21 protein-coding genes are annotated in these 21,689 nt (G+C 73.4%); 9 read left to right on the top strand and 12 right to left on the bottom strand.

The genetic code is table 11. The features are described from left to right. Positions 1–371 (top strand): DNA polymerase (locus ACH4KB_RS29035; RefSeq protein ID WP_398068819.1); only part of this gene is annotated, 371 nt, incomplete at its 5' end. A 74-nt stretch (positions 372–445) separates the two neighbouring features. Here ACH4KB_RS29035 and ACH4KB_RS29040 read toward each other — a convergent pair. The 4 genes from ACH4KB_RS29040 to ACH4KB_RS29055 all read right to left on the bottom strand — a co-directional run bounded on the left by ACH4KB_RS29040 (position 446) and on the right by ACH4KB_RS29055 (position 4,513). Further along, a complete protein-coding gene (locus tag ACH4KB_RS29040) occupies positions 446–1,360 on the bottom strand; it encodes a hypothetical protein (protein ID WP_398068820.1) in 915 nt (304 codons plus the stop codon). An 85-nt stretch (positions 1,361–1,445) separates the two neighbouring features. Further along, positions 1,446–1,955: a SigE family RNA polymerase sigma factor gene (locus tag ACH4KB_RS29045; RefSeq protein WP_398068821.1), complete on the bottom strand. Its 510-nt coding sequence runs from the start codon at positions 1,953–1,955 to the stop codon at positions 1,446–1,448. 193 nt (positions 1,956–2,148) lie between these two features. After that, on the bottom strand, positions 2,149–3,000 hold the full coding sequence (locus tag ACH4KB_RS29050; RefSeq protein WP_398068956.1) for a carbohydrate-binding protein: 852 nt from the start codon (positions 2,998–3,000) through the stop codon (positions 2,149–2,151). A 133-nt stretch (positions 3,001–3,133) separates the two neighbouring features. Continuing rightward, a complete protein-coding gene (locus tag ACH4KB_RS29055) occupies positions 3,134–4,513 on the bottom strand; it encodes an alpha-lytic protease prodomain-containing protein (protein ID WP_398068822.1) in 1,380 nt (459 codons plus the stop codon). A gap of 252 nt (positions 4,514–4,765) precedes the next feature. On the opposite strand from ACH4KB_RS29055, the gene ACH4KB_RS29060 reads away from it, so the two are divergent. Beyond that, a complete protein-coding gene (locus ACH4KB_RS29060; protein WP_398068823.1) occupies positions 4,766–5,467 on the top strand; it encodes a phosphotransferase in 702 nt (233 codons plus the stop codon). A gap of 41 nt (positions 5,468–5,508) precedes the next feature. On the opposite strand, the gene ACH4KB_RS29065 is transcribed toward ACH4KB_RS29060, so the two are convergent. After that, positions 5,509–5,790, bottom strand: a complete 282-nt coding sequence (locus ACH4KB_RS29065; RefSeq protein WP_398068824.1) for a DUF3263 domain-containing protein — start codon at positions 5,788–5,790, stop codon at positions 5,509–5,511. Between the two features lie 44 nt (positions 5,791–5,834). Continuing rightward, a complete protein-coding gene (locus tag ACH4KB_RS29070; RefSeq protein WP_398068825.1) occupies positions 5,835–7,112 on the bottom strand; it encodes an ABC transporter substrate-binding protein in 1,278 nt (425 codons plus the stop codon). Between the two features lie 431 nt (positions 7,113–7,543). Here ACH4KB_RS29070 and ACH4KB_RS29075 point away from each other — a divergent pair, with 431 nt between their 5' ends. The 3 genes from ACH4KB_RS29075 (at position 7,544) to ACH4KB_RS29085 (ending at position 10,729) form a co-directional block, all read left to right on the top strand. After that, entirely contained in the window at positions 7,544–8,434 is an 891-nt protein-coding gene (locus ACH4KB_RS29075; protein WP_398068957.1) for an ROK family protein, read from the top strand. Next, positions 8,434–9,591 carry an N-acetylglucosamine-6-phosphate deacetylase gene (gene nagA / locus ACH4KB_RS29080; RefSeq protein WP_398068826.1) on the top strand — a complete coding sequence of 386 codons (1,158 nt, stop codon included), beginning with the start codon at positions 8,434–8,436 and terminating at the stop codon, positions 9,589–9,591. The genes ACH4KB_RS29075 and nagA overlap by 1 nt, the downstream gene beginning before the upstream one ends. 211 nt (positions 9,592–9,802) lie before the next feature. Further along, positions 9,803–10,729 carry a 1-phosphofructokinase family hexose kinase gene (locus ACH4KB_RS29085; protein ID WP_398068827.1) on the top strand — a complete coding sequence of 309 codons (927 nt, stop codon included), beginning with the start codon at positions 9,803–9,805 and terminating at the stop codon, positions 10,727–10,729. Positions 10,730–10,828: 99 nt separating this feature from the next. On the opposite strand, the gene ACH4KB_RS29090 is transcribed toward ACH4KB_RS29085, so the two are convergent. Together ACH4KB_RS29090 and cdgB are read right to left on the bottom strand one after the other, a co-directional pair. After that, on the bottom strand, positions 10,829–11,836 hold the full coding sequence (locus ACH4KB_RS29090) for a carbohydrate-binding protein (RefSeq protein ID WP_398068828.1): 1,008 nt from the start codon (positions 11,834–11,836) through the stop codon (positions 10,829–10,831). A gap of 144 nt (positions 11,837–11,980) precedes the next feature. Then, complete coding sequence (cdgB, locus tag ACH4KB_RS29095; protein ID WP_398068829.1) at positions 11,981–13,669, bottom strand: diguanylate cyclase CdgB; 1,689 nt, start codon at positions 13,667–13,669, stop codon at positions 11,981–11,983. Between the two features lie 430 nt (positions 13,670–14,099). Between cdgB and ACH4KB_RS29100 the strand changes: the two genes are divergently transcribed. Next, positions 14,100–14,606, top strand: a complete 507-nt coding sequence (locus ACH4KB_RS29100; protein WP_398068830.1) for a flavin reductase family protein — start codon at positions 14,100–14,102, stop codon at positions 14,604–14,606. Positions 14,607–14,861: 255 nt separating this feature from the next. Here ACH4KB_RS29100 and arfB read toward each other — a convergent pair whose 3' ends face one another. Then, positions 14,862–15,296, bottom strand: a complete 435-nt coding sequence (arfB, locus tag ACH4KB_RS29105; protein WP_398068831.1) for an alternative ribosome rescue aminoacyl-tRNA hydrolase ArfB — start codon at positions 15,294–15,296, stop codon at positions 14,862–14,864. A gap of 238 nt (positions 15,297–15,534) precedes the next feature. On the opposite strand from arfB, the gene ACH4KB_RS29110 reads away from it, so the two are divergent. After that, positions 15,535–16,110, top strand: coding sequence for a TerD family protein (locus ACH4KB_RS29110; protein ID WP_018959769.1), 576 nt, complete (start codon positions 15,535–15,537; stop codon positions 16,108–16,110). Positions 16,111–16,623: 513 nt separating this feature from the next. Here the strand turns inward: ACH4KB_RS29110 and ACH4KB_RS29115 are convergent. Genes ACH4KB_RS29115 through ACH4KB_RS29125 form a run of 3 tightly spaced genes read right to left on the bottom strand, consistent with a single transcriptional unit; the run spans position 16,624 to position 19,180 of the window. Next, positions 16,624–17,973, bottom strand: a complete 1,350-nt coding sequence (locus ACH4KB_RS29115; RefSeq protein WP_398068832.1) for a YncE family protein — start codon at positions 17,971–17,973, stop codon at positions 16,624–16,626. After that, positions 17,970–18,566 carry an ankyrin repeat domain-containing protein gene (locus ACH4KB_RS29120; RefSeq protein WP_398068833.1) on the bottom strand — a complete coding sequence of 199 codons (597 nt, stop codon included), beginning with the start codon at positions 18,564–18,566 and terminating at the stop codon, positions 17,970–17,972. Before ACH4KB_RS29120 ends, ACH4KB_RS29115 begins: the two co-directional genes overlap by 4 nt. A gap of 56 nt (positions 18,567–18,622) precedes the next feature. Next, positions 18,623–19,180, bottom strand: a complete 558-nt coding sequence (locus ACH4KB_RS29125) for a heme-binding protein (protein ID WP_069756054.1) — start codon at positions 19,178–19,180, stop codon at positions 18,623–18,625. 326 nt (positions 19,181–19,506) lie between these two features. Between ACH4KB_RS29125 and ACH4KB_RS29130 the strand changes: the two genes are divergently transcribed. Both ACH4KB_RS29130 and ACH4KB_RS29135 read left to right on the top strand, forming a co-directional pair. Continuing rightward, complete coding sequence (locus tag ACH4KB_RS29130; protein ID WP_398068834.1) at positions 19,507–21,030, top strand: histidine kinase; 1,524 nt, start codon at positions 19,507–19,509, stop codon at positions 21,028–21,030. Continuing rightward, positions 21,027–21,671, top strand: coding sequence for a response regulator (locus tag ACH4KB_RS29135; protein ID WP_398068835.1), 645 nt, complete (start codon positions 21,027–21,029; stop codon positions 21,669–21,671). Before ACH4KB_RS29130 ends, ACH4KB_RS29135 begins: the two co-directional genes overlap by 4 nt. Positions 21,672–21,689: the final 18 nt, after the last annotated feature.

Below are 21,689 nucleotides of genomic sequence, written 5' to 3' on the forward strand. Positions count from 1 at the left end.
GGGGGGCGGCCGCGGGGGCGGGCCGCCCCCGGGGGGGCCCCGGGGGGGCCGGGGCCGCGCGGGCGGGGGGGCGGGCCCGGGCCCGGGGGCGCTTCACCCGTAATTTCGTGGTGCAGGGCAGCGCGGCCGACTGGGCGCTGCTGCTGCTGGCCGCGCTGCGCCGGACGCTCCACGAGCAGGGGCTGCGGGCGCGGCTGGTGTTCTTCCAGCACGACGAGGTGATCGTGCACTGCCCGGCCGGGGAGGCCGAGGCCGTCGCGGAGGCGATCCGCGCGGCGGGCGAGCTGGCCGGGCGGACCGCCTTCGGGGAGACGCCGGTGCGGTTCCCCTTCACGACGGCGGTGGTGGAGCGATACGCCGACGCCAAGTGACGCCAAGTGACGCCCGTGGCGTGACTGAGGCATACCAGGCGCCGCAGGCGCGGTCCCGGTCCGCAGGACGCGCCCTACCGCTGCTGGAGCCTCGGCCATTCCGGGCTGAGGGCCAGGGCGGTGAGCTGGTCCATCGTGAGCGCGGGCGTGGGCCGGGTGGCGGGGCTCGACTGCTCGCCGGAGTTGAAGGCCGAGACGACGACCCGCATACCGTCGGGGCGCATCGTGTCGGCCGTCCACATGACCACTCCCTGGCCGCCCTTCTCGCCGGGCTTCTTCGAGGTGGCGAGCAGGGTGCCGTCCGGCAGGGTGGTCGCCTCGCCGTACAGCTGGTCGGCGACGTCCCGCATGTCGGGCTGCACGTTGATCTGCACGAGGGACCGGCCCTTGCTGTCGTCGACGACGACCGAGGCGAACTCGCCCCCGCTGTCCGTCTCCTCCCCTACGGAGAGGCCGTCGGGCAGCAGCGAGCGGAAGGTGGGCATCAGCAGGGAGTAGTCGAGCGGCGGCGCCGGCTCCCCCGCATCGTGCGTTCCGCGCGACGCCGGGTCCGGCGAGGGCTCACCGGGGCGCGCGGTGTCCGTAGCGGTGGGCGCCGGCGCGTCCGGGGTCGGGGCCGGGGGCGCGTCCGACGGCGTGGCCGTCGCGGCGTCCGTGGGCGCGGCCGTCGGTGTGAGGGTGGCGGTGTCCGTGGCGGCGTCCGTGGGGGTGGCGGCCGTCTGCGGGATCGGGCCGCTGCTCGCGACGTTCGCCCCGTCGCCGGAGGCGCCCAGCTGTCCGGTGGCGAACGTGACCCCGCCGCCGACGAGGGCCAGGGTCAGCACACTGCCCGCCACGGCGGCGGCACGACGGCGGCGCACGGTGCGCCGGCCGCGTTCCAGCGCGCCGTCCACCAGGGCGCCGCGGCCGGACAGCTCGAAGGTCTCTCCGGCACGGCGGATTTCCGTACCGAGGCCGTCCTCGAACGGCTGCTCGTCTTCACTGGGCATGGGGAACCACCACTTCTCGTTCTGGATGATCGACGGTTGACGGCCCGTGGGGCCGGTCGGGCAGGCGGCCGGTGGCTGCCGGAGGTCAGCGGGCGGCGAGCTCCGCGAGGCTGCCGCCCAGCAGTTCACGCAGCCGCCCGAGGGCCCGCACGCAGCGGGTCCGTACGGCGGCGGGGCTGACCTGGAGGGCGGCGGCGGTCTCCTCGATGCTCCGGTCCTCCCAGTACCGCAGCACCACGACCGCCCGGTCTTTGGGGGCCAGTTGGGCCAGGGCCCGGAGCAGCGTCATCCGCAGCGCCGGGTCGTCGGGGGCGGTCTGAGCGCCCTCGGGCAGTTCGGCCAGCGGGCGTTCGCTCGCGGAGCGGCGTCGCCGGTGGGTCAGGAAGGTCCGTACGAGCACGGTCTGCGCGTACGCCGCCGGGTTGTCGATCCGGCGGGCCCGGCCCCACAGCACGTACATCCGGCTCAGCGTCTCCTGCACCAGGTCCTCGGCGAGATGCACGTCGCCGCTGGTCAGGAGGGAGGCCGAGCGGAACAGATGGCCGGCCCGGCCGGCCGCGAACACCTTGAACTCCTCGGTACGCGACGCCCTCACACACTCCCCCGTCCATCCGTTCCGCCCTTCCCCCTGTACGACGCGGCGGGGGCGGGAAAATGTTTCGGCCGATCCGGGAAAACATTTCCGGGGCCGGGAGCGGGGCCTCGCGGGGGAACGCGAGAAGCGCCCCGTTCACGCGCCGGACGGCGTGAACGGGGCGCGGGCGGTGGTGCGCTCGCTGTGTCCTCGTCTACCCGCGTTCCCACAGCGCGGGGACGTTCGGCGGCTCCCAGCCCGACATGGCCCGGTGTGCCTGCAGACAGCGGTAGGCGACCCCGCCGTACGTCACGCGGTCACCCGCGCGGTAGGAGGTGCCGGACGACCAGGTGCCGCCCGGCGGATCGGTGGGCGGATCGGTCGGGCCGGGCGTCTGGGCGACGTCCAGCACGAAGTCGAAGGTGCCCTGGCGCCCGTTCCCGACGGTGCGGACGTTCATCAGCAGCTCGGGGTCGAACAGCGCGTCGGTGTTGTTGCGCGGCTCGTTCGGGAAGTACAGCTGGGTGGTGAGGATGCGCCCGCCGGGCGCCTGCGCCTTCACATGGATGTGCCGGGTGCGGCCCGGGTAGAGGCCCGCCACGATGGTGGTGAGGCTGAACGACCCGTCCGCGCCGGTGAACTGATGACCGCGGAAGGCGAACTGGGCCATGTCGTAGGCCCCGTTGGCGTCAGCCTGCCAGAAGTCGAGCAGCGCCCCGGAGATGGGGCGGCAGGCCCGGCCGAAGACGTATCCGCTCACGGTGAGCGGTACGCCGGGGGTGCTCGGGGTCACCAGGCTGGTGCGGCGGGGCGAGTTGGGCTTGAAGTACGGCCCCTCCATCTGCGGAGGCGTCGTGTCGTCGCCGTCGTCGCACTCCGGGGTCGGGGCCAGCGGCCCGTTCCCGGACGAGGCGGCGTCCCGGGCGAGCGCGACGCCGCCTCCGGCGAGCAGGGGCGCGGCGCTCGCGACGAACGCGGCCTTCAGGAGACCTTTGCGGCTGATCCGCCGCCGGTCCCCCGGCGTCTCGTCGGACGCGTCGGGCTCATGGGGGGTTGTGTTGTCCATCTGTGGGGTCATGACGGTTCCTCGGAGTCCTCGGGGTTCCTCGACGCGGGGAGGCGGGAGGCGGGAGGTTCAGGAGGTTCGGTGGTGCCGGACCGGTCCCGGGGCGGTCGGACCCGGGACCGGTCCCGGGTGGTCAGACCCGCTGCCAGAGCGCCGGGACGGCCGCGGGGGTCCAGCCGGGCTGGGCCGTGTGTCCCTGGAGGCAGCGGTAGGTCGCTCCGCCGTACGTCACCGTGGCACCGGCGGCGTACGTGGTGCCGGCCGCCCAGGTGCCGCCCGGCGGGTCGGTGGGCGGGTCGGTCGGCGGCGTGGTGGGCGGGTCCGTCGGCGTACCGCTGGTGACCAGGGTCAGCCCGTACGTCTGGAGCAGCGGGTTGATCGGCTGGAAGTACGTCGTACCGCCGGAGGAGCAGTTGCCCGAGCCGCCGGAGGTGACGCCCTGCGCCTGGCTGCCGGAGATGTAGGAGCCGCCGGAGTCGCCCGGTTCGGCGCAGACGCTGGTGCGGGTCACGCCGGAGATGGTGCCCTCCGGGTAGGTGACGCTGGTGTTCAGCTGCTGGATGGTGCCGCAGTGCCAGCCCGTGGTGGAGCCGGAGCGGCAGACCGAGGCGCCGACGACGGACGCGGTGGAGCCGGCGACGGTGACGTCGCCCCGCCCGTAGCCGTTCACCAGCGGACGCGGGGTCCAGTTGGCGTTGGTGGCGACCCAGGCCATGTCCCGGCCCGGGAAGGTCGAGCCCTGGAAGGAGCCCTGGGCCTGCTGGTTGACGCCGTTGGTGGTGGTGCCGACGCGGCCGCAGTGGCCCGCGGTGGCGAAGCCGTTCTGGGTGCCGCGCTTCACCGAGAAGCCGACGGAACAGCGGCCGGAGCCGTTCATGTAGTACGCGTCGCCACCCCGGATGTCGGCGAGGGCGCGGGGCTGCTCGGCGGACCTGGCGACGGTGACGAGGCCGCTGTCGACCCCGGCCGCCTTGAGGAACGCCTGTCCTGCGGCGGTGCTGGCGGCGTTGACGACGACCCGGTTGGTCTCGACGTCGACGTACCAGACGGGCACGTTCTTGGGCGCCTTGTTCAGCGCCGCCTTGTCGAGGGTCTTCTTGACGCCTTCGAGCCGGTCCAGGCTGTGGCCGACGACCTCGGCGCGCGCTCCGGCGTCGATGATCCGGTCGGCCTCGGAGGCGTCGGTGGTGGCGACGGTCAGAGTCGCTTTCGCGCCACTGACCCTGGCTCCGGCGAAGCTGGCGCCGAGGGACTTCTCCAGCCCGGCGGCGACGGCGGCGGCGCGGTACTCGTTGGCTATCCGGCTGCGGGCGTCGTCCGCGTCGAGGCCGAGGTCGCGCTCCAGGGCGGCCAGCATGCCGGGCGACAGGCTGTCGGCGGAGACCGCCGGGGCGGCGGTGGCCGCGGGGTCGGCGGACGCCACGCCGGTCAGGCCGGCGAGGGCGAGCGCACCCACGGCCACCGTGGCGGTGCCGGCGGCGAGGGCGCGTCTGCGGAGCGTGGTTCTCTCCACGTCACTCTCCTTGGTTCTGGGGGTGTCCAGGTCCGGCTGGGGTTGGTCCGGACCAGGGAATTGCCGAAACCGTAGCGGCGGCGACACCCGGCGCAGGAGATCCCGTTCACCCCCCTCCCTCCGCGTTATGGGGCCGCGCGGCGCGTGCTCCGGCCCACCCCGCGGGCGGGTACGGAGCCGATTTCGCGGCCCTGCCGGGCGAAGCCGGATCGCGTCTCCCTTTCGGCGGGGCGCCCGGGTAGGTTCGGCCCCATGCACACAGGCCAACTTCTGGGCTCGGGACGCACCGCCGACGTGTACGCACTCGACGGCTCCTGGGTCCTTCGCCGTTACCGGGACCGCACCGACACCACGGAGGAGCTGGCCGTGATGAGTTACGTCGGCGCCTTCGGCTTCCCGGTGCCGCGCATCGGTCCGCCCGCCGAGGGGGCCCGCCCCACGGACCTGGTGCTCCAGCGACTGACCGGCCCGACCCTGGCCGAGGCCCTGCGGGCGGGGCGGTGGTCGGCGGCCGAGGCGGGCGCGCTGCTCGCCCGGCTGCTGCGCGAGCTCCACGCCATACCGCCCCGGGTCTCGGCCGACCCGGAGGACTGCGTGCTCCACCTGGATCTGCGTCCGGAGAACGTGGTGCTGACGGAGGGGGGCGCGGTGGTGATCGACTGGTCCACCGCGGCGGAGGGCCCGCCCGGCCTCGACCGGGCGATGTCGGCGCTGACGCTGGCCCGGACAGCGCTCGACCCGGAGGTCCCCGCCGGGGCGGACGTCCGGCCCCTGCTGACGGCGCTCCTGGCGGAACTCACCGACGACGGCGGCGCGTCGGCCGCCGATCTGTCCCTCGCCCGCGCCCGCCAGCGGGCGAACCCGCATCTGACCGACCACGAACGGGCCCGCCTGGACCGGGCGGTGGACCTGGTGCTGGGCTGCGGAGCTGAGTCAAGCCCCTCCGGCGATTGAGGAGCGGGGGGACCGGGGGCGGAGCCCCCGGAAGGGAGCGCTCAGCGCCGCCTGCGCTTCGCGTCGCGCACGCGCCGTAGCCGGTTCACCGTGACCGGGTCCTCGCGCAGCGCCCGCTCGTCGTCGATCAGCGCGTTCAGCAGCTGGTAGTAGCGGACCGGCGAGATCCCGAGCTCCTCGCGGATCGCCCGCTCCTTCGCCCCGGGCCCCGCCCAGGGCCGCCGCTCCAGGGCCAGCAGCGCCCGGTCCCGTACGGACAGTCCGCCGGCGTCGGGGGCGGGCTCGGCCCGGGGGGCGCGGTGCTCGTGGTCGGGGGCGGTCATATCAACCAACCTAACGCCCGCCCCCGACACCGTGCGCGCGGCTGCTACTCGGCGGCCTCCGCCTGTGACGCCTCGGTGGCGAGCTCGCCGAGGATGCTCTCGGGGTTGCTGCCCGGCGCGACCGCGCTGCCGATCTTCTTCTTGATCCCGTCGCTGACCGAGGCCCAGGACGTCTTGCTGTAGGGGATGAGCGTCGAGTTCGGCAGGGCCGCCAGGAACGGGCGCAGCTTCTTGTGCTTCTTGTCGGTCTCCATCGCGGCGGAGGCGCTGCCGGTCACCGGGAGAAGGTCGTAGCTCTCGGCGAACTCCAGCACGTTCTCGTCGGAGTAGGCGTAGTCGAGGAACGTGCCTATCTCCTTGCGATGGCCGTTCTCCTTGAAGCCCATCATCCAGTCGGCCACGCCCATGGAGCCCTTGGTCGGGCCGTCGAAGCCGGGCAGCGGCACCATGCCGACCTTGACGCCCTTGGCCTCGGCCTCGTCCATGAGGGTGGGGTGGCCGTTGAGCATGCCCACCTCGCCGTCGGCGAACGCCTTGAAGGCCTTCGCCCGGTCCAGCTTGTCCGGCTCGACCGGTCCGGTGAGGCCCTCGCCGACGAGGTTGTCCCGCAGCCAGCGGAACGTGGCGATGTTCTGGGCCGAGTCGAGGTCGTACGCGCCGACGTCGTCCGTGTAGCCGCCGCCACCGCTGAGGAGCCACATCAGGGTCTCGGCCTGGGCCTCCTCCTGGCCGAGCGGCAGGGCGAAGGGGTAGTCGACGCCCTTCTCCTTGAGCGCGGCGGCGTCGCTCCGGATGTCGTCCCAGGTCTCGGGGGCGTCCAGGCCCGCCCGGGCGAAGAGCTTCTCGTTGTAGAAGAGCAGCCGGGTGCTGGCGACGAAGGGCAGGCCGTACAGCGTGCCGTCGATCTTGCCGGCGTCGGCCAGCCTCGGCAGGAAGTTCGCCGTGGTGCGGATCGCGAGCGTCTCGTCGGCGGTGTAGAGCTTGCCCGCCTTGGCGTAGTCCGCGTACGCGCCGATCTGGGCGATGTCCGGGGCGTCGCCGGCCTTGACCATGGCGGCGACCTCGCGGTCGACGTCCTTCCAGTGCAGGACGGTGACGTCGACCTTGATGCCGGGGTGCTCCTTCTCGAAGCCCGCCGCGACTCCGCTCCAGTACTTCTCGGAGCTGTTCTCCGGGCTGGTGCCGTAGTCGGCGGCGACCAGCTTGAGCGTGACGTCGCCCGAGCCGCCGTCACCGCCGCAGCCCGACAACGTCGCCGTCATTCCCAACGCGGCCACCACCGCGGTCAGACCCAAAAAGCGCCGCTGCACAGCCTCGCCCATCCTCGTTGATCACCTGGCTCACGGACGGCGCGCACGGCGCCGGCCCCCGGCCGGGTTCGGCCGCGGCAGCGCCGCCCTGTCCTGGGCACCGTCCGGATGAACTGCGATTTTCCCCCATTGGCGACGCGGAGGTCTACACCACCGGCGTATCGCTTCGGCAACGTATACCGGTCCCGGGGGCCACAACTGGCGTACGCGCACTGGCAGTCGGCGGCCTCTACCCGTATCTTGGTCCAGACCTTTGGGCCGATTCCCCCCGGTCCGGGTTCCCCATGAGTGACTTTCCGGGAGAAAAAGACCGGCCTTCACTCCTTCATCATTTTGTATGGGTGCGCAACAAACCTCGCTAGTGGACTAGACCTTTTGGGGGTCGGCGGGCGAAACTGTCTCCCGTGAGACATGTCATCGCCCTCGATGTGGGCGGCACCGGAATGAAGGCCGCACTGGTCGGGACCGACGGCACCCTCCTCCACGAGGCGCGGCGAGCCACCGGCCGGGAGCGCGGCGCCGACGCGGTCGTCGAGACCATCCTCGGGTTCGCGGCGGACCTGCGGGCCCACGGCGAGGAGCACCTCGGCGAGAGCGCCGTCGCCGCCGGGGTCGCCGTGCCCGGCATCGTCGACGCCGAGAAGGGCATCGCCGAGTACTCCGCGAACCTGGGCTGGCGCGACGTACCGCTGCGCGCCCTCCTCGGCGAGCGCCTCGGCGTCCCCGTCGCCCTCGGCCACGACGTCCGCACCGGGGGGCTCGCCGAGGGCCGGATCGGGGCCGGGCGGGGCTCGGACCGCTTCGTGTTCATCCCGCTGGGCACCGGGATCGCCGGGGCCATCGGCATCGCGGGGGTCATCGAGGCGGGCGCCCACGGGAACGCGGGCGAGATCGGCCACATCGTGGTCCGCCCGGACGGCCCCGACTGCAGCTGCGGCCAGCGCGGCTGTCTGGAGACGCTGGCCTCGGCCGCCGCGGTGACCCGGGCCTGGGCCGCCGCCTCCGGGGACCCAGGCGCGGACGCCGCGGACTGCGCGAAGGCCGTCGAGTCGGGCGACCCCGCGGCGATCCGGGTCTGGCAGGACGCGGTCGACGCGCTCGCCGCCGGCCTCGTCACCGCGCTCACCCTCCTCGACCCGGCCACGCTCATCATCGGTGGCGGACTCGCCGAAGCCGGGGAAACCTTGTTCACACCACTGCGTGCGGCCGTCGAGGAACGCGTCACGTTCCAGGGACTGCCCCACATCGTCCCGGCGGCCCTCGGGGACACCGCCGGATGCCTGGGCGCGGGGCTGCTCGCCTGGGATCTACTCTCCACGGAGGTTTCCGCCTGATGGCCGGACGCGCAGCAGACAGCACCGTTCTCGTCGGCGCCCGGGTGGTGCTCCCCACCGGCACCGTCGAGGACGGCCGGGTGGCCGTCGAGTCCACCCGGATCTCCGGTTCCGCACCGGAGGACGCCCGGACCATCGACCTCAGCGGCCACTGGGTGGTCCCCGGCTTCGTGGACATGCACAACCACGGCGGCGGCGGGGGCTCCTTCACCTCCGGCACCGTCGACGAGGTCCTCACCGGCATCCGTACGCACCGCGAGCACGGCACGACCACCATGGTCGCCTCCATGGTCACCGGCTCCATGGACTTCCTCGCCCGGCGCGCGGGCATCCTGTCCGAGCTGGTCGAGCAGGGCGACCTGGCCGGGATCCACTTCGAGGGCCCCTTCATCTCGCCGTGCCGCAAGGGCGCCCACAGCGAGGAGCTGCTGCGCGACCCGGACCCGGCCGACGTCCGCGAACTGCTGGACGCCGCGCGCGGCACCGCCCGGATGTTCACCCTCGCCACCGAGCTGCCCGGCGGCATCGACTCCGTACGGCTGCTCGCCGAGCACGGGGTCATCGCCGCGATCGGCCACACGGACGCGACGTACGAGCAGACCGTCGAGGCCATCGAGGCGGGCGCGACCGTCGCCACGCACCTGTTCAACGCGATGCCGCCGCTCGCCCACCGCGACCCCGGCCCGATCGCCGCCCTCCTGGAGGACGACCGGATCACCGTCGAGCTGATCAACGACGGCACGCATCTGCACCCGGCCGTCCTGGAGCTGGCCTACCGCCACAAGGGCGCGGGCCGCGTCGCGCTGATCACCGACGCGATGGACGCCGCCGGCTTCGGCGACGGCAAGTACGAGCTCGGCCCGCTCGCGGTCGAGGTCACCGACGGGGTGGCCCGGCTGGTGGAGGGCGGCTCGATCGCCGGCTCCACGCTCACCCTGGACACCGCGTTCCGGCGGGCCGTCACCGTCGACGCCATCCCCGTCGAGGACGTCGTCCGGTCCATCTCCGCCAACCCCGCCCGGCTGCTCGGCGTCCACGACCGGGTCGGCTCGCTGGAGGCGGGCAAGGACGCCGACCTGGTCGTCCTCGACGAGGACTTCGTCCTCAAGGGCGTCATGCGCCGCGGCGAGTGGATCATCGAGCCGAAGACCGCGTAGCCCGCGCGGTGAGCACGTAACGAAGCGATGGCGGTCGGCCCGCGGAACTGGGCCGACCGCCATCGCTTTGACATGATCATCGGATGGGCGCGCCGCGGACCGGTGAGCGCACCGCTGGGGTCTTTCGTTTGGATCAGGTCGGCCCCCGCGAGCCCGACCTGATCCAAACGAAAGGCCCCAGGGCCACGCACCGAGGGAGGGACCGGCAGAGATGATCCTGACCGTCACCCTGAACACCGCGCTCGACGTGACGTACACCGTCGACGCGCTCGTCCCGCACCGCAGCCACCGGGTCGACGAGGTCACCGAACGCCCCGGCGGCAAGGGCCTCAACGTCGCCCGGGTCCTCGGCGCGCTGGGCCACGACTGCGTCGTCACCGGCTTCGTCGGAGGCCCGACCGGGGACGTCCTGCGCTCCCTGCTGGCCCCGCTCCCGCCACGCGACGCGCTGGTGCCCGTCGCCGGGAACACCCGCCGCACCCTGGCGGTCGCCGACCGCTCGACCGGCGACACCACCCAGCTCAACGAACCCGGACCACAGGTGAGCCCCGCCGAATGGGCCGCCTTCCTGCGGACGTACAAGGAGCTGCTCGCCGGAGCCGACGCCGTCGCGCTCTGCGGCAGCCTGCCGCCCGGCATCCATGTCGGGGCCTACGCGGAACTGGTCCGGACCGCCCGCGCCGCCGCCGTGCCCGTGCTCCTGGACACCAGCGGAGAACCGCTGCGTCGGGGCATCGCCGCCCGCCCCGACCTGGTCAAGCCGAACGCCGAGGAACTGGCCCGGCTGACCGGCTTCCGCGAACCGCTGCGCGCCGCCCGCGACGCCCGCCGCCGCGGGGCCCACTCCGTGATCGCGTCCCTCGGCCCGGAGGGTGTGCTCGCCCTCACCCCGGACGGCGTCTGGCGGGCCGCCCCGCCCGCCCCCGTGCGCGGCAACCCGACCGGGGCGGGCGACTCCGCGGTGGCCGGACTGCTGTCCGCCCTGGCCGAGGGCCTCGACTGGCCGGATCGCCTCGCCCGGGCGGTGGCCCTGTCGACGGCGACCGTGCTGGCCCCGACGGCCGGCGAGTTCGACGCGGCGGCCTACGCGGAGCTGCTGCCGCGCGTCACGGTGGAGCCGCACACGCCGACGCCCTGACCACCTCGGGGGCGGTCAGGGCGTCGGCGCGCACAGAGGTGTCCAGGGCGTGTCCGGCGGATCAGGCCGCGGACCCGGTCAAGATCCGCCGGACACGTCCTAGCTCTTGATGTGGCCGGACTTCAGCTCCAGCTGGTCGAGATTGGCGTCGCACTGATCGCCCGTCTCGCACGACAGCTTGAGGGTGTTGGACCCCTTGTCGAGCTGGACGTACGCGTACGTGTTCGTCCAGCCCTTCTCCAGGTCGCCCTCGGGGGCCTGCGCGAAGTTCTTCATGTTGATGGAGCGGGGCTCCTGCGCGTTGACCGTCAAGGTCGTCTTCGCGTCCTTGCCGGGCACGCCGTAGGTCACGTACAGGGTGTACGCGCCGGCCTCGGGGACCTCGACCGTCCAGGTGGCCGACCGGCCGACCTCGTTCAGGTTGATGTAGTTGCCGTTGGCGCCCTTGGCGCCCTCGACCGTGGAGTCCAGGGCCGCCGTGCCGCCCAGCGTCAGCGTCGCCGCGTCCTGCTTCGGCAGTTCGACCGGCTTCGGCGACTCCTTGGGCTTCTTCTCCGGCTTCTTCGACTGCTCGACCTCGCCGGCGGGGCCCTGCGAGGAGGACGCCTCGTCCTTCTTGTCGTCCTTGTCGCCGTCTTCGCCCGTGAGCAGGGCGGCGCCTATGCCGATGACGACGACCGCGACCACGGCGACCGCCGCGATCAGGAGCGCCTTGGTGTTCGGGCCGCCCCGGCCCGGACCGCCGCCGTGGCCGCCCTGCGCCGGAGGCTGTCCGCCCGGCCCGCCGCCCGGGTAGGTCTCGGGCGCCGCGTACTGCGGGTTCGGCCGGTTGTACTGCTGCGGGGGCTGCTGGCCGTAGCTCTGCTGGGGCGGGTAGCCGTACCCGCCCTGCTGCTGCGGCGCCTGCTGCTGGCCGTACTGGCGCTCGCCGACGGCCCGCACCTGGTTGTAGGACGTTCTGGGCACGCCCGGCTGCGCGGCCGGGCCCGGGTAGCCGTAGCCGCCCTGGCCGGGCGGCTGGGCGCCTGCCGCCTGTCCGTCCGCGTACAGATAGCCGAACGGATCGTCGTCCTCGGGCTTGCTCGCGCCGTTGTTTCCGGCCGTCATCCCTGGGTCACTCCTCACCATGTCGCCAGCCGTCGCCGACCGGCCGAGCCTACCTCGAACGGAGCAGCGCCCGAATTGCGCTCGGCGGCCGGGACGGCCGTCGGGGAACGGGCACGGGGTAGGGGGAGAAACGGGCCGTGAACCTCATCCGGCCCTGCGGTGAACCTTCGACCGGGACCGCTTTTCCACGTACATCCGCTGGTCGGCGGAGCGCAGGACCTCTTCGACGGTCATTCCGCACTCGGCCCAGCCGATGCCGAAACTCGCCCCGACCCGGACTGCGCGACCATCGACCCTTATGGGCGGAATGATGGCATTTCTCAGGCGAACGGCCAGGTCAGCGGCGTCCGCCGCCCCGAGCCCGTCGGCGAGAACGACGAATTCGTCACCCCCGAGCCGGGCGACGGTGTCACCGTCCCGCACACAGGTGCTCAGCCGCCGGGAGACCTCGATGAGCACGGCGTCCCCGGTGTGGTGTCCGAAGCGGTCGTTGATGGACTTGAAGCCGTCGAGGTCGCAGAAGAGGACCGCGAGGCCCTTCGTCCCGTCGTCGTGCTCCGGATCCGGGGCCACCGTGTGCACATGGTGGTCGAAGGGGCCGCCGCCGGGGACGGCCTCGCCCTCGTAGCCGTCGGCCTGGTAGCCGTGGGTCCCCTCGTACCGGTCGGCCCGGTAGCCGTGGGTCAGGGACGACTCGACGTCCCCGTACGCCGCGTCCAGCGCCTCGATCGCGGTCGCGGCCGGGGAGTGCGGCCGCTCGCAGATCCGTGCGCTGAGCCGCGACTTCAGCTCGGCGCTGTTGGGCAGCCCGGTCAGCGCGTCGTGCGAGGCGCGGTGGGCGAGGTTCAGTTCGTGCCGCTTGCGCTCCTCTATGTCCTCGACATGGGTGAGCAGGAAGCGCGGCCCGTCGGCGGTGTCGGCGACGACCGAATTGCGCAGCGAGACCCACAGGTAGGTGCCGTCCCGGCGGCTCAGCCGCAGCTCGGCCCGGCCGCCCTCGGCGGAGGTGCGCAGCAGGGTGCCGATGTCCTCGGGGTGGACCAGGTCGGCGAAGGAGTAGCGGCGCATGACGGAGGCCGGGCGCCCCAGCAGCCGGCACAGGGCGTCGTTGGTGCGCAGCAGCCTGCCCTGCTGGTCGCCGCCCATCTCCGCGATGGCCATGCCGCTGGGCGCGTACTCGAAGGCCTGCCGGAAGGACTCCTCGCTGGCCCGCAGCGCCTGCTGCTCCCGCTCCAGGCGGACCAGGGCACGCTGCATGTTGGCCCGCAGGCGGGCGTTGCTGATCGCGATGGCGGCCTGGGAGGCGTACATCTGGAGCGCCTCGCGCCCCCAGGCTCCGGGGCGGCGCCCGTTGCGCGGCCGGTCGACGGATATGACCCCGAGGAGGTCACGGCCGCCCGCGGCGGCGTACATCGGGGCGTAGAGCCGGTCCAGCGGGTGCCACTCGTCCTCGAACCGGGGTTCGGGCCCCTCGGTGTGCCACTGGGGTACGTCGTCGTCGAGGAGGACCCAGCCCTCGGTGTGCGGGATGAAGCGGAGGCTGTCCCAGGCCTCGCCCATGGAGAGCCGGCGCTCCCAGGAGGCACGGGAGCCGACGCGCCCGGTGATCAGGGCCTCGGCCGCGGCGTTGCCCGCGAAGGCGGCGATGACGAGGTCGCCGTCCGGCCGGACCAGGTTCACGCAGCCCAGCTCGTAGCCGAGGCCCGCGACGATTCCGTCGGCCACGGTCTGCAGCGTGTCCGCCAGACTCCGCGCCGTGTTGAGATCAGCGACGGCCTGATGCAGCTGCCGCATGGTCGCAAGGCGGACGTACGGTTCCGACTCGGCCTCCATCGCTCGCACTCCCCGAGACCTCGACAGCAACTCCAGGTTTCATATCGACGTACTTATCGCAGTGTCACGGCCACTGAATCACAGTGAGCTGTGCACCCGGTACACAGGGTCAGCAGAAAATGGACTCTGTGACTCAAGTCACAACAGATGACCGGGTGTGGTCGGTGACTCACGGTGACTGTTCTTGTTCGCGGCGGAGCCGGAGGGGCGGCTCCACTGCGCGTGGATGGAGCCGGAGGGCCCGGTTCCCGTTGTGTGCGCGCGTCTGTCACGCCGCTCGCGCGCCCGCGTACGCGGCCTTTCCGGAGTCCTAGGACCGGTCTGGTCCCCTGGCCCGATGCGACCGTCCGGCCCCCGGGGTTAGCGTCGGTGTGTGCTCCAGACGAAGCCTCCCACCCCGCGCCCCGAGACCGTCCCCCATGCTGAGGGAGTGAGCAACGACGAGTTCCGTGCCGCCCTCGCGCGGCTGGCCGCCGGGGTGGTGCTGGTCACCGCCCAGGAGCCGCCCCTCGACGAGGACGGCCGGGGCGAGGACGTGGGCATGACGGCGACCGCCTTCATGTCCGTGTCCCTGGACCCGCCCCTGGTGATGGTGAGCCTGCGCAACGGCTCCCGGATGGACGACCTGCTGGACGAGCAGCCGCTGTGGGCGGTCTCCGTCCTGGCCGCGAGCCAGCGGCACATCGCGGGGCGGTTCGCCATGAAGGGCCGGATCAGCGACCGGCTGCTGTTCGAGGACGTCCCGTACGTACGGGGCGAGGTCACGCAGGCGCCGCTGATCGGCGGGGCGCTGGCGACGCTGGAGTGCCGCACCGAGCAGCGCGTGGTGGCCGGGGACCACACCCTGGTGATCGGGCGGGTGCTCACGGCGGTGCTGCCGAGCCCGGAGGGCGACCCGCTGGCGTACTTCAAGGGCCGCTACCGCCAGTTGGGCTGACGGGACAGGGCCCCGGGCGTCACCAGTCGCGGCTTGAGCGTCACCAATCGCGGCTTGAGCGTCACCCGTCGCGGGCCGGGGCGCTACCAGTCGCGGCTTGAGCGTCACCAATCGCGGCTTGAGCGTCACCCGTCGCGGGCCGGGGCGCTACCAGCCGCGGCTTGAGCGTCACCAATCGCGGCTTGAGCGTCACCCGTCGCGGGCCGGGGCGCTACCAGTCGCGGCTTGAGCGTCACTCTCGCGCGGGCCCGGGCGTCACCAGTCGCGGCCCGAGCGCCCGCGCTTGGTGTCGCCGCGCTGCTTCTTCTCGCGCAGCCTGCGCTCGTTGATGCCTCGCGGGATCTTGCGCTTGATCCGGGGCTTGGGCGGCGGCGCCGTGGCCTCGGCGAGGAGTGCGGCGAGCCGGGTGCCGGCCGTCTCGCGGTTGCGCCACTGGGAGCGGTGCTCGGAGGCCCGTACGGAGATCACCCCGCCCACCAGCCTGCTCGCGAGCCGCTCCAGCGCCCGCGCCTTCCACACCTCGGGGAGCGCGTCGGTCGCCGCCAGGTCGAAGCGCAGCTCCACCTGGGAGTCGCTGGTGTTGACGTGCTGGCCGCCGGGCCCGGAGGACCGCGAGAAACGCCACATGAGCTCGGCCTCCGGGAGGGAGACCGAGCCGCGGATGACATAGGGCCCGGACATGACACCCATGGTCCCCTCCCCGCACCCTGTCCGTCACCTCCTTTTGCCCACGGGATCGCGCATTGGGTCCGCCCGCGATCGGCCACCGGGCCGCGCGGTGTCCCCTGACCGGCTCCACTTCGGGACGAAGTTCGGCAAAGAAAGTAAAGCGACCAGGAACCTCGTGGTCTGCTGCTTGCGTTATGACGGGTGACGGTAGCTTTCGTGATGGCACGAAGCCCGCACACGACGAGGAAAGGGACTTCCCATGGCAGTAAGCCTGTCCAAGGGCGGCAACGTCTCGCTCACCAAGGAGGCACCGGGCCTTACCGCCGTCACGGTCGGCCTCGGCTGGGACGTCCGCACCACCACCGGCACCGACTTCGACCTCGACGCCTCGGCAATCGCGGTCAACCCGGCGGGGAAGGTCGTCTCGGACGGCCACTTCGTCTTCTTCAACAACAAGTCGACGCCGGACCAGACCATCGTGCACACCGGTGACAACGTCACGGGTGAGGGCGAGGGCGACGACGAGCAGATCAACGTCAACCTGGCGGGTCTGCCGGCCGACGTGGACAAGATCGTCTTCCCGGTCTCCATCTACGACGCCGAGAACCGCAGCCAGAACTTCGGCCAGGTCCGGAACGCGTTCATCCGCATCCTCAACCAGGCCGGCGGCGCCGAGATCGCCCGCTACGACCTGAGCGAGGACGCCGCCACCGAGACCGCCATGGTCTTCGGCGAGCTCTACCGCAACGGCGCCGAGTGGAAGTTCCGCGCGGTCGGCCAGGGGTACGCCTCCGGCCTGCGCGGCATCGCCCAGGACTTCGGCGTCAACCTCTGACCCGAGCGCACAACCGCTTCACCCGCTTCACCCGGAGCCCCCGGCCGCTTTCGCGGCCGGGGGCTCCGGCGCGTGTGAAGGTACGGGCGGAACGTCCCGGCCCACCACTTCGGTACGGCCGTGATCCGCGCCGGCACGTCCTCGCTCGCGGCGGCCGACTCCGGTCCACGGCGGTGAACAGCCGGGTGCCGTCGGGCGACTCCTCGGTGGCGAACCGCCCCGCGGCGACGGTCGCCGGACAACTCGCCATCGGCTCGGCGGTCCGCCGGCGGTAGGCGGTGCGCCCGTCCGCCGTACGCCGGGGTTCCCCCGAACCCCGCCCGTACAGCCCCCGCCGCGGAGCGGCAGGGCGAGGGCGAGCAGCAGGGGTTCGGGCGGTGCGCCGCCGGAGCGGGTGAGCGTGGTTGACCCGACAGATCCCAGGACTCGGGAGGACCGGTTCCCGGGCGGAAGGAGCCGCCCGCATCGGGGGAAGGAGCCGCCCGCCTCGGGGGAAGAGCGGGCGGCTCCCGTTCAGAGGATGGCGATTCCGAGCGGCCGGTTGCCTGCCTCCAGGCGGACCGGCTCGCTGCTCGCGTCGTCCAGGTCGACGACCGTGATGCCGTTCCAGTACCCGTCGCGGGTGAAGCCGCCGGTCACGTATGCCGTGCGGCCGTCCTCCGACACCGCCACGTCCTCGTGCGGCCCGTCCAGCGGAACGAACCGTTCCGCGCCATCGGGGGACCGGACGGTGAGCGAGGGGCCCTCGTCGTCCGGTCCGATCGGGCCGGTGCCGACCACGAGGAGGGTGCCGTCGGGGGCGAGGGCAGCGCCGTGCTGATGGGTGTCGGCGGTCATCGGCTCGATGGCCACCTCTCCCGTGCGCGGGTCGAGGACCGCGAGCCGCTCCCCCTCGAACGGCAGCAGCAGCTTGCCGTCCTCGGGGCGCACGACGGCGTAGTGCGGCTTCAGCCAGGAGCCGAGCCCGCCCTCCGTGCCGTACGGGGCCACCTCCATGCGCCGGGTCTCCAGCGAGTCGGCGTCCACCGCCGTCACGTCGAAGGAGTCGTGATCGGTGGCGTACACCTCCCGGCCGTCCGGGGACACGTCCACGTCGAAGGGGCGCATGCCGACGGGTGCGCTGCCGGTGACCTCGCGGGTCGTGGTGTCGATGACCTCGACCGCGCCGTCGCCGCCGGGCACGTTGACCCCGACGTAGACGTGCTTCCCGTCCGGGGCCAGGGCGATGCCCATGCCGCCGCCCCGGTACTCGCCGGTGGTGACCGGGCCGGACTCCGTCTCGTACGGGACGAGCGCGAGCCGGGTCCGCTCCCGGGTGTCGACGACCGCGACGCCCTCGGCGGTGGCGACCCAGGCCCGCCCGTCCTCGCCGACGACGAGGCCGTAGGGCGCGGTGCCGACCTCGACGGAGGCGATGGGGGCCCCGTTCCTCCCCGAACCGTCCTCCCCGGGGTCCACGAAGGTCACGGTGTCGCCGCCGAAGTCGGCGACGAGGAGGGTGCCGTCGGGGGTGCGGCCGGTGGGGGCGCGGGAGGGGTCGGGGGTCGCCGCGGTGCCGGCCGCGGCGGACGGTCCACGGGTGCCCGGGGTGTCCCTGGTGTCCGGGGCCGCCTCCGTCGTGCCGGTCGAGCACCCGGCGAGCAGGGCGGCGGCGGCGAGCCCGAGGGCGAGGCGACGGGCGCGGGGGCCGGGCAGCCGGAGGGTGGCGCGGGGGCCGGAGGCCGAGGGGCCGTCGTCACGGCCCGCGTCGCGACGGGGGATGAGGGGGCCGGAGGCCGGGAAGGCACCCCGGCGACGGGCGCGGGGGCCGGAGGTCGGGAAGGCACCCGGGCGGGCGGCGCGGGGGCCGGGCGCCCCGGTCATGCGGCGTCCCGCAGCAGGGCGGCCAGCTCGGCGAAACCGCGCCGCTCGGCGTGGGCCAGGGGCGTCACCCCGTCGCCGTCGGGCAGGTCCCGCGTCGCCCCGGCCGCGAGGAGCAGCTCCACGACCTCCTGGTGGGCGAGCCCGCCCTCGCCGAGGATCACCGCCTCCAGCAGGGCGGTCCAGCCGAGCCGGTTGACGTGGTCGACGTCGATGTCGGTGACCCGCAGCACCTCCCGTACGTAACCGGCATGGCCGCGTTCGCTCGCCGGGATGAGGGAGATGCCGCCGAACCGGTTGCGCAGGGTCAGGTCCGGTCCGGCCGGCAGCAGTACGTGCAGCATCGCGACGCTGCCGGTGACGCCGGTGGCCAGCCACGGGCTCTCCTCGCGCCGGTCCTGGGCGTCCGGGTCCGCCCCCGCGGCCACGAGCAACCGGGCCGCCTCGACGTGGTCGCCGTGGACGGCGAGGAGGAGAGGGGTGCGCAACTCCTCGTCGCGGAAGTCGACCCGCGCGCCGCCCTCGATCGCGGTGCGCACACCTTCGGTGTCGCCGGTGCGTGCGGCGGTGAGCAGGTCGTGATCGAGGGCGTTCATGGGTACTCCGTTCCCGTCTGTGCCTGTGCCTGTGCGTGTGCCTGTGCGGGTCGTGACTACCGGGCGAGGGCCGCGACGCCCGCCTGGGCGAACTTCTCGTCGAGGTCGCCGCTGGGCGCGCCGGCCACGCCGATGCCGGCCACCGGGGCGCCCTTGACCTGCACCGGAGCACCGCCACCGAGGAACAGGGTGCCAGGGATGTCCTTCAGGTTCGGGGCCTGCTCCAGGCGCTTGACCAGCTCGGAGGTGGGGGCGTTCCAGGAGACGGCGGTGTACGCCTTCTTCACCGCGGACTCCGGGGACTGCGGGCCCGCGCCGTCGCCGCGCAGGGAGACGATGGTGTTGCCGTTGCGGTCGACGACCGCGACGGAGATCCGCTGGTTCTCCTTCTTCGCCGCGTCCAGCGTGGCCTGCGCGGCCTTGGTGGCGGCGGCCACGGTCAGATGCGTCGTCTGCTGGAGGTTCCGGTTGCTCGTGTCGGCCTTGACCGCGGCGGCGGGGGCGGCGGCCGGGGAGGAGGCGCTCGCGGACATCGCGCCGAACGTGCCGGCCCCGAGGGCGGCGACGACGACGGCGCCGGTGACGACACGAGTGCGCAGCGACAGCTTCTTCATGATGGCTCCTTGGTGATCCGGGGGCGGCCCGGTGGTTCGGTGGTCCGGTGGTTCGGTGGTTCGGTGGTCCGGTGGTTCGGTGGTTCGGTGGTTCGGTGTGCGGATCGGCCCGGTAGTGGTCCGGGCGTTTCGCTCTGGTATCGATCCTCCCGGCGGATCCGGGCCCGTACGGTCGACGTACCGGCTGGAAGCGGCGCGCGGGTCGGCCGACGCCCCCGTCGGCCGATCGGTTGATGCGGGGGTCGCCGGAACGGGTCACCATGGAAGATCCGCGCAGGTCAGCAGGGTCTCAGCGGGTTCGGCCGAGACGGAACACGAGGTACGAGGTGGAGCACCGGAGCGATCCGCAGGCCCCGGAGGGGGACGGGCCCGCCGACGCCGGCTCCGGCTCCGGCCCGGGCCGGAGCGCTGCCCCCGGCACGGGTCCCGGCTCCGCCCCCGGCACGGGTTCCGGCCCGGGCACCGACACTGCCCCCGGCACGGGTTCCGGCCCGGGGACCGACACTGCCCCCGGCACGGGTTCCGGCCCGGGGACCGACACTGCCCCCGGCACGGGTTCCGGCCCGGGGACGAGCTCCGGCCCGGGCAAGAGCGCCGGCCCCGGCCTCGGTCCGGGGCCGGGCGCCGACCCCGACGCCCGCTGGCTCGCGCTGCTCATGCACGCCGCGTTCTTCCTGCTGCTCGGCGCCTCGCTGACCCGGTTCCTGATGCGGCACCCCGGGGAGGCCCGAACTCCTTGGATCATCGCCCTGTCGATCACCCTGGCGGTGCTGTACCTCCTGGGACCTGTCCTGGGTTCGCGCCCCACCCCGCGCCGGCTCGCCTGGCTCGGCGTGCTCGTCCTCGTCTGGATGGTGCTGGTCGTCCTCGCGCCGAGCTTCGCGTGGTGCGCGGTGCCGTTGTTCTACACCGGGCTGCGCATCCTGCCGCCGCGCGCGGCCCTCGCCCTGGTCGCCCTGCTCACCGCGTTCGTCGTGGCCGCGCAACTGCGCCTGGCCGAGGGGTTCGACCCGAATCTGGTCCTCGCCCCGCCCGCGGTCGCCGCCGTGGCGACCGCCGTCTTCGTCCATATGCAGCGCCAGGCGGTACGCCAACGGGAACTGGCGGCCCGCCAGCGCGAGCTGATCGACGACCTGCTGCGCACCCGGCGAGAACTGGCCGCCACCGAGCGGCGCGAAGGGACCCTCGCCGAGCGTCAGCGGCTCTCCATGGAGATCCACGACACCCTGGCGCAGGGCCTGTCCAGCCAGCAGATGCTGCTCCAGGCGGCCGACCGCACCTGGAGCGCCGACCCGGACGCGGCCCGCCGCCACGTCCGTACGGCCACCGGCATCGCGGAACGCAACCTCACCGAGGCCCGCCGCTTCGTCCACGACCTCGCCCCCGCCGACCTGGCGCAGGGCGGCGGCCTGGAAGCGGCCCTGCACACGCTGGCGGCCCGCGAGAGCGCCCAGGCGGAGGGCGCGATCACCGTCCACTGCCATGTGGAGGGCACCCCGCACGCCCCGCTGCCGGACCGGGTGCAGTCGGCCCTGCTGCGCATCGCCCAAGGGGCCCTGGCCAATGTGCGGGAGCACTCCGGGGCCACCGCCGCCGGGCTGACCCTGACCCACCTCGACGACCGGGTGGTCCTCGACATCGGCGACAACGGCCGCGGCTTCACCGTGGAGCCCACGCCCGTCCGCAGCCCCGACACCGTGCGCGGCCACGGGCTCCCCGCCATCCGGGCCCGCGTGCACCAGCTCGGCGGAACGCTCACCATCGAGTCGGCCCCGGGCGAGGGCACGGTCCTCTCGGCCGCGATCCCGCTCACCCCCGCCCCCCTCACCGCCCCGGAGGACCCCGCATGACCGGCCAAGGCCCGCAGACACCCCCCGTACGCATCCTGCTCTGCGACGACCACGTGGTCGTCCGCGCCGGACTGCTCGCCCTCCTCGGCAGCGAACCGGACATCGAGGTCGTCGGCGAGGCCGGCAGCGGCGAGGAGGCCGTGGTGCTCGCCGCCCGGCTCACGCCGGACGTCGTCCTCATGGACCTCCAGCTCGGCGAGGGCATCGACGGCGTCGAGGCGACCCGCCGGATCGCGGCCGACGGCACGGTCCACGTCCTCGTGCTGACCACGTACGACACGGACGCCGACATCACCCGGGCCATCGAGGCGGGGGCGACCGGCTATCTGCTGAAGGCTGAGCGCCCCGAGGAACTGTTCGCCGCGATCCGGTCCGCCGCCCAGGGCCGCACCACGCTCTCGGCCCCCGTCGCCAGCCGGGTGATGGCCCGGATGCGCAGCCCCCGTCCCAGCCTCACCGACCGGGAATGCGACATTCTGGCCCAGCTCTCCCAGGGCCTCGGCAACCGCGACATCGCCCGCGCCCTGTTCATCAGCGAGGCCACGGTCAAGACCCACCTGGGCCGGATCTACGACAAGCTCGGCGTCGACACGCGTGCGGGCGCGGTGTCGGTGGCGAAGGAGCAGCGCCTGCTTCCGTGAGTCGGCACGCGAAGGGAC

Source organism: Streptomyces sp. NPDC017520 (genome assembly GCF_044329855.1).
Taxonomy (GTDB): Bacteria; Actinomycetota; Actinomycetes; order Streptomycetales; family Streptomycetaceae; genus Streptomyces.

Bases quoted from the DNA above. Each gene is read 5' to 3' on its own strand.
- ACH4KB_RS29125 (WP_069756054.1), bottom strand. From the start codon at position 19,180: ATGAAGAAGCTGTCGCTGCGCACTCGTGTCGTCACCGGCGCCGTCGTC.
- ACH4KB_RS29085 (WP_398068827.1), top strand. From the start codon at position 9,803: ATGATCCTGACCGTCACCCTGAACACCGCGCTCGACGTGACGTACACC.
- nagA (WP_398068826.1), top strand. From the start codon at position 8,434: ATGGCCGGACGCGCAGCAGACAGCACCGTTCTCGTCGGCGCCCGGGTG.
- ACH4KB_RS29075 (WP_398068957.1), top strand. From the start codon at position 7,544: ATGAAGGCCGCACTGGTCGGGACCGACGGCACCCTCCTCCACGAGGCG.
- cdgB (WP_398068829.1), bottom strand. From the start codon at position 13,669: ATGGAGGCCGAGTCGGAACCGTACGTCCGCCTTGCGACCATGCGGCAG.
- ACH4KB_RS29050 (WP_398068956.1), bottom strand. From the start codon at position 3,000: ATGGACAACACAACCCCCCATGAGCCCGACGCGTCCGACGAGACGCCG.
- ACH4KB_RS29115 (WP_398068832.1), bottom strand. From the start codon at position 17,973: ATGACCGGGGCGCCCGGCCCCCGCGCCGCCCGCCCGGGTGCCTTCCCG.
- ACH4KB_RS29040 (WP_398068820.1), bottom strand. From the start codon at position 1,360: ATGCCCAGTGAAGACGAGCAGCCGTTCGAGGACGGCCTCGGTACGGAA.
- ACH4KB_RS29090 (WP_398068828.1), bottom strand. From the start codon at position 11,836: ATGACGGCCGGAAACAACGGCGCGAGCAAGCCCGAGGACGACGATCCG.
- arfB (WP_398068831.1), bottom strand. From the start codon at position 15,296: ATGGGTGTCATGTCCGGGCCCTATGTCATCCGCGGCTCGGTCTCCCTC.
- ACH4KB_RS29060 (WP_398068823.1), top strand. From the start codon at position 4,766: ATGCACACAGGCCAACTTCTGGGCTCGGGACGCACCGCCGACGTGTAC.
- ACH4KB_RS29065 (WP_398068824.1), bottom strand. From the start codon at position 5,790: ATGACCGCCCCCGACCACGAGCACCGCGCCCCCCGGGCCGAGCCCGCC.
- ACH4KB_RS29120 (WP_398068833.1), bottom strand. From the start codon at position 18,566: ATGAACGCCCTCGATCACGACCTGCTCACCGCCGCACGCACCGGCGAC.
- ACH4KB_RS29135 (WP_398068835.1), top strand. From the start codon at position 21,027: ATGACCGGCCAAGGCCCGCAGACACCCCCCGTACGCATCCTGCTCTGC.
- ACH4KB_RS29110 (WP_018959769.1), top strand. From the start codon at position 15,535: ATGGCAGTAAGCCTGTCCAAGGGCGGCAACGTCTCGCTCACCAAGGAG.
- ACH4KB_RS29070 (WP_398068825.1), bottom strand. From the start codon at position 7,112: ATGGGCGAGGCTGTGCAGCGGCGCTTTTTGGGTCTGACCGCGGTGGTG.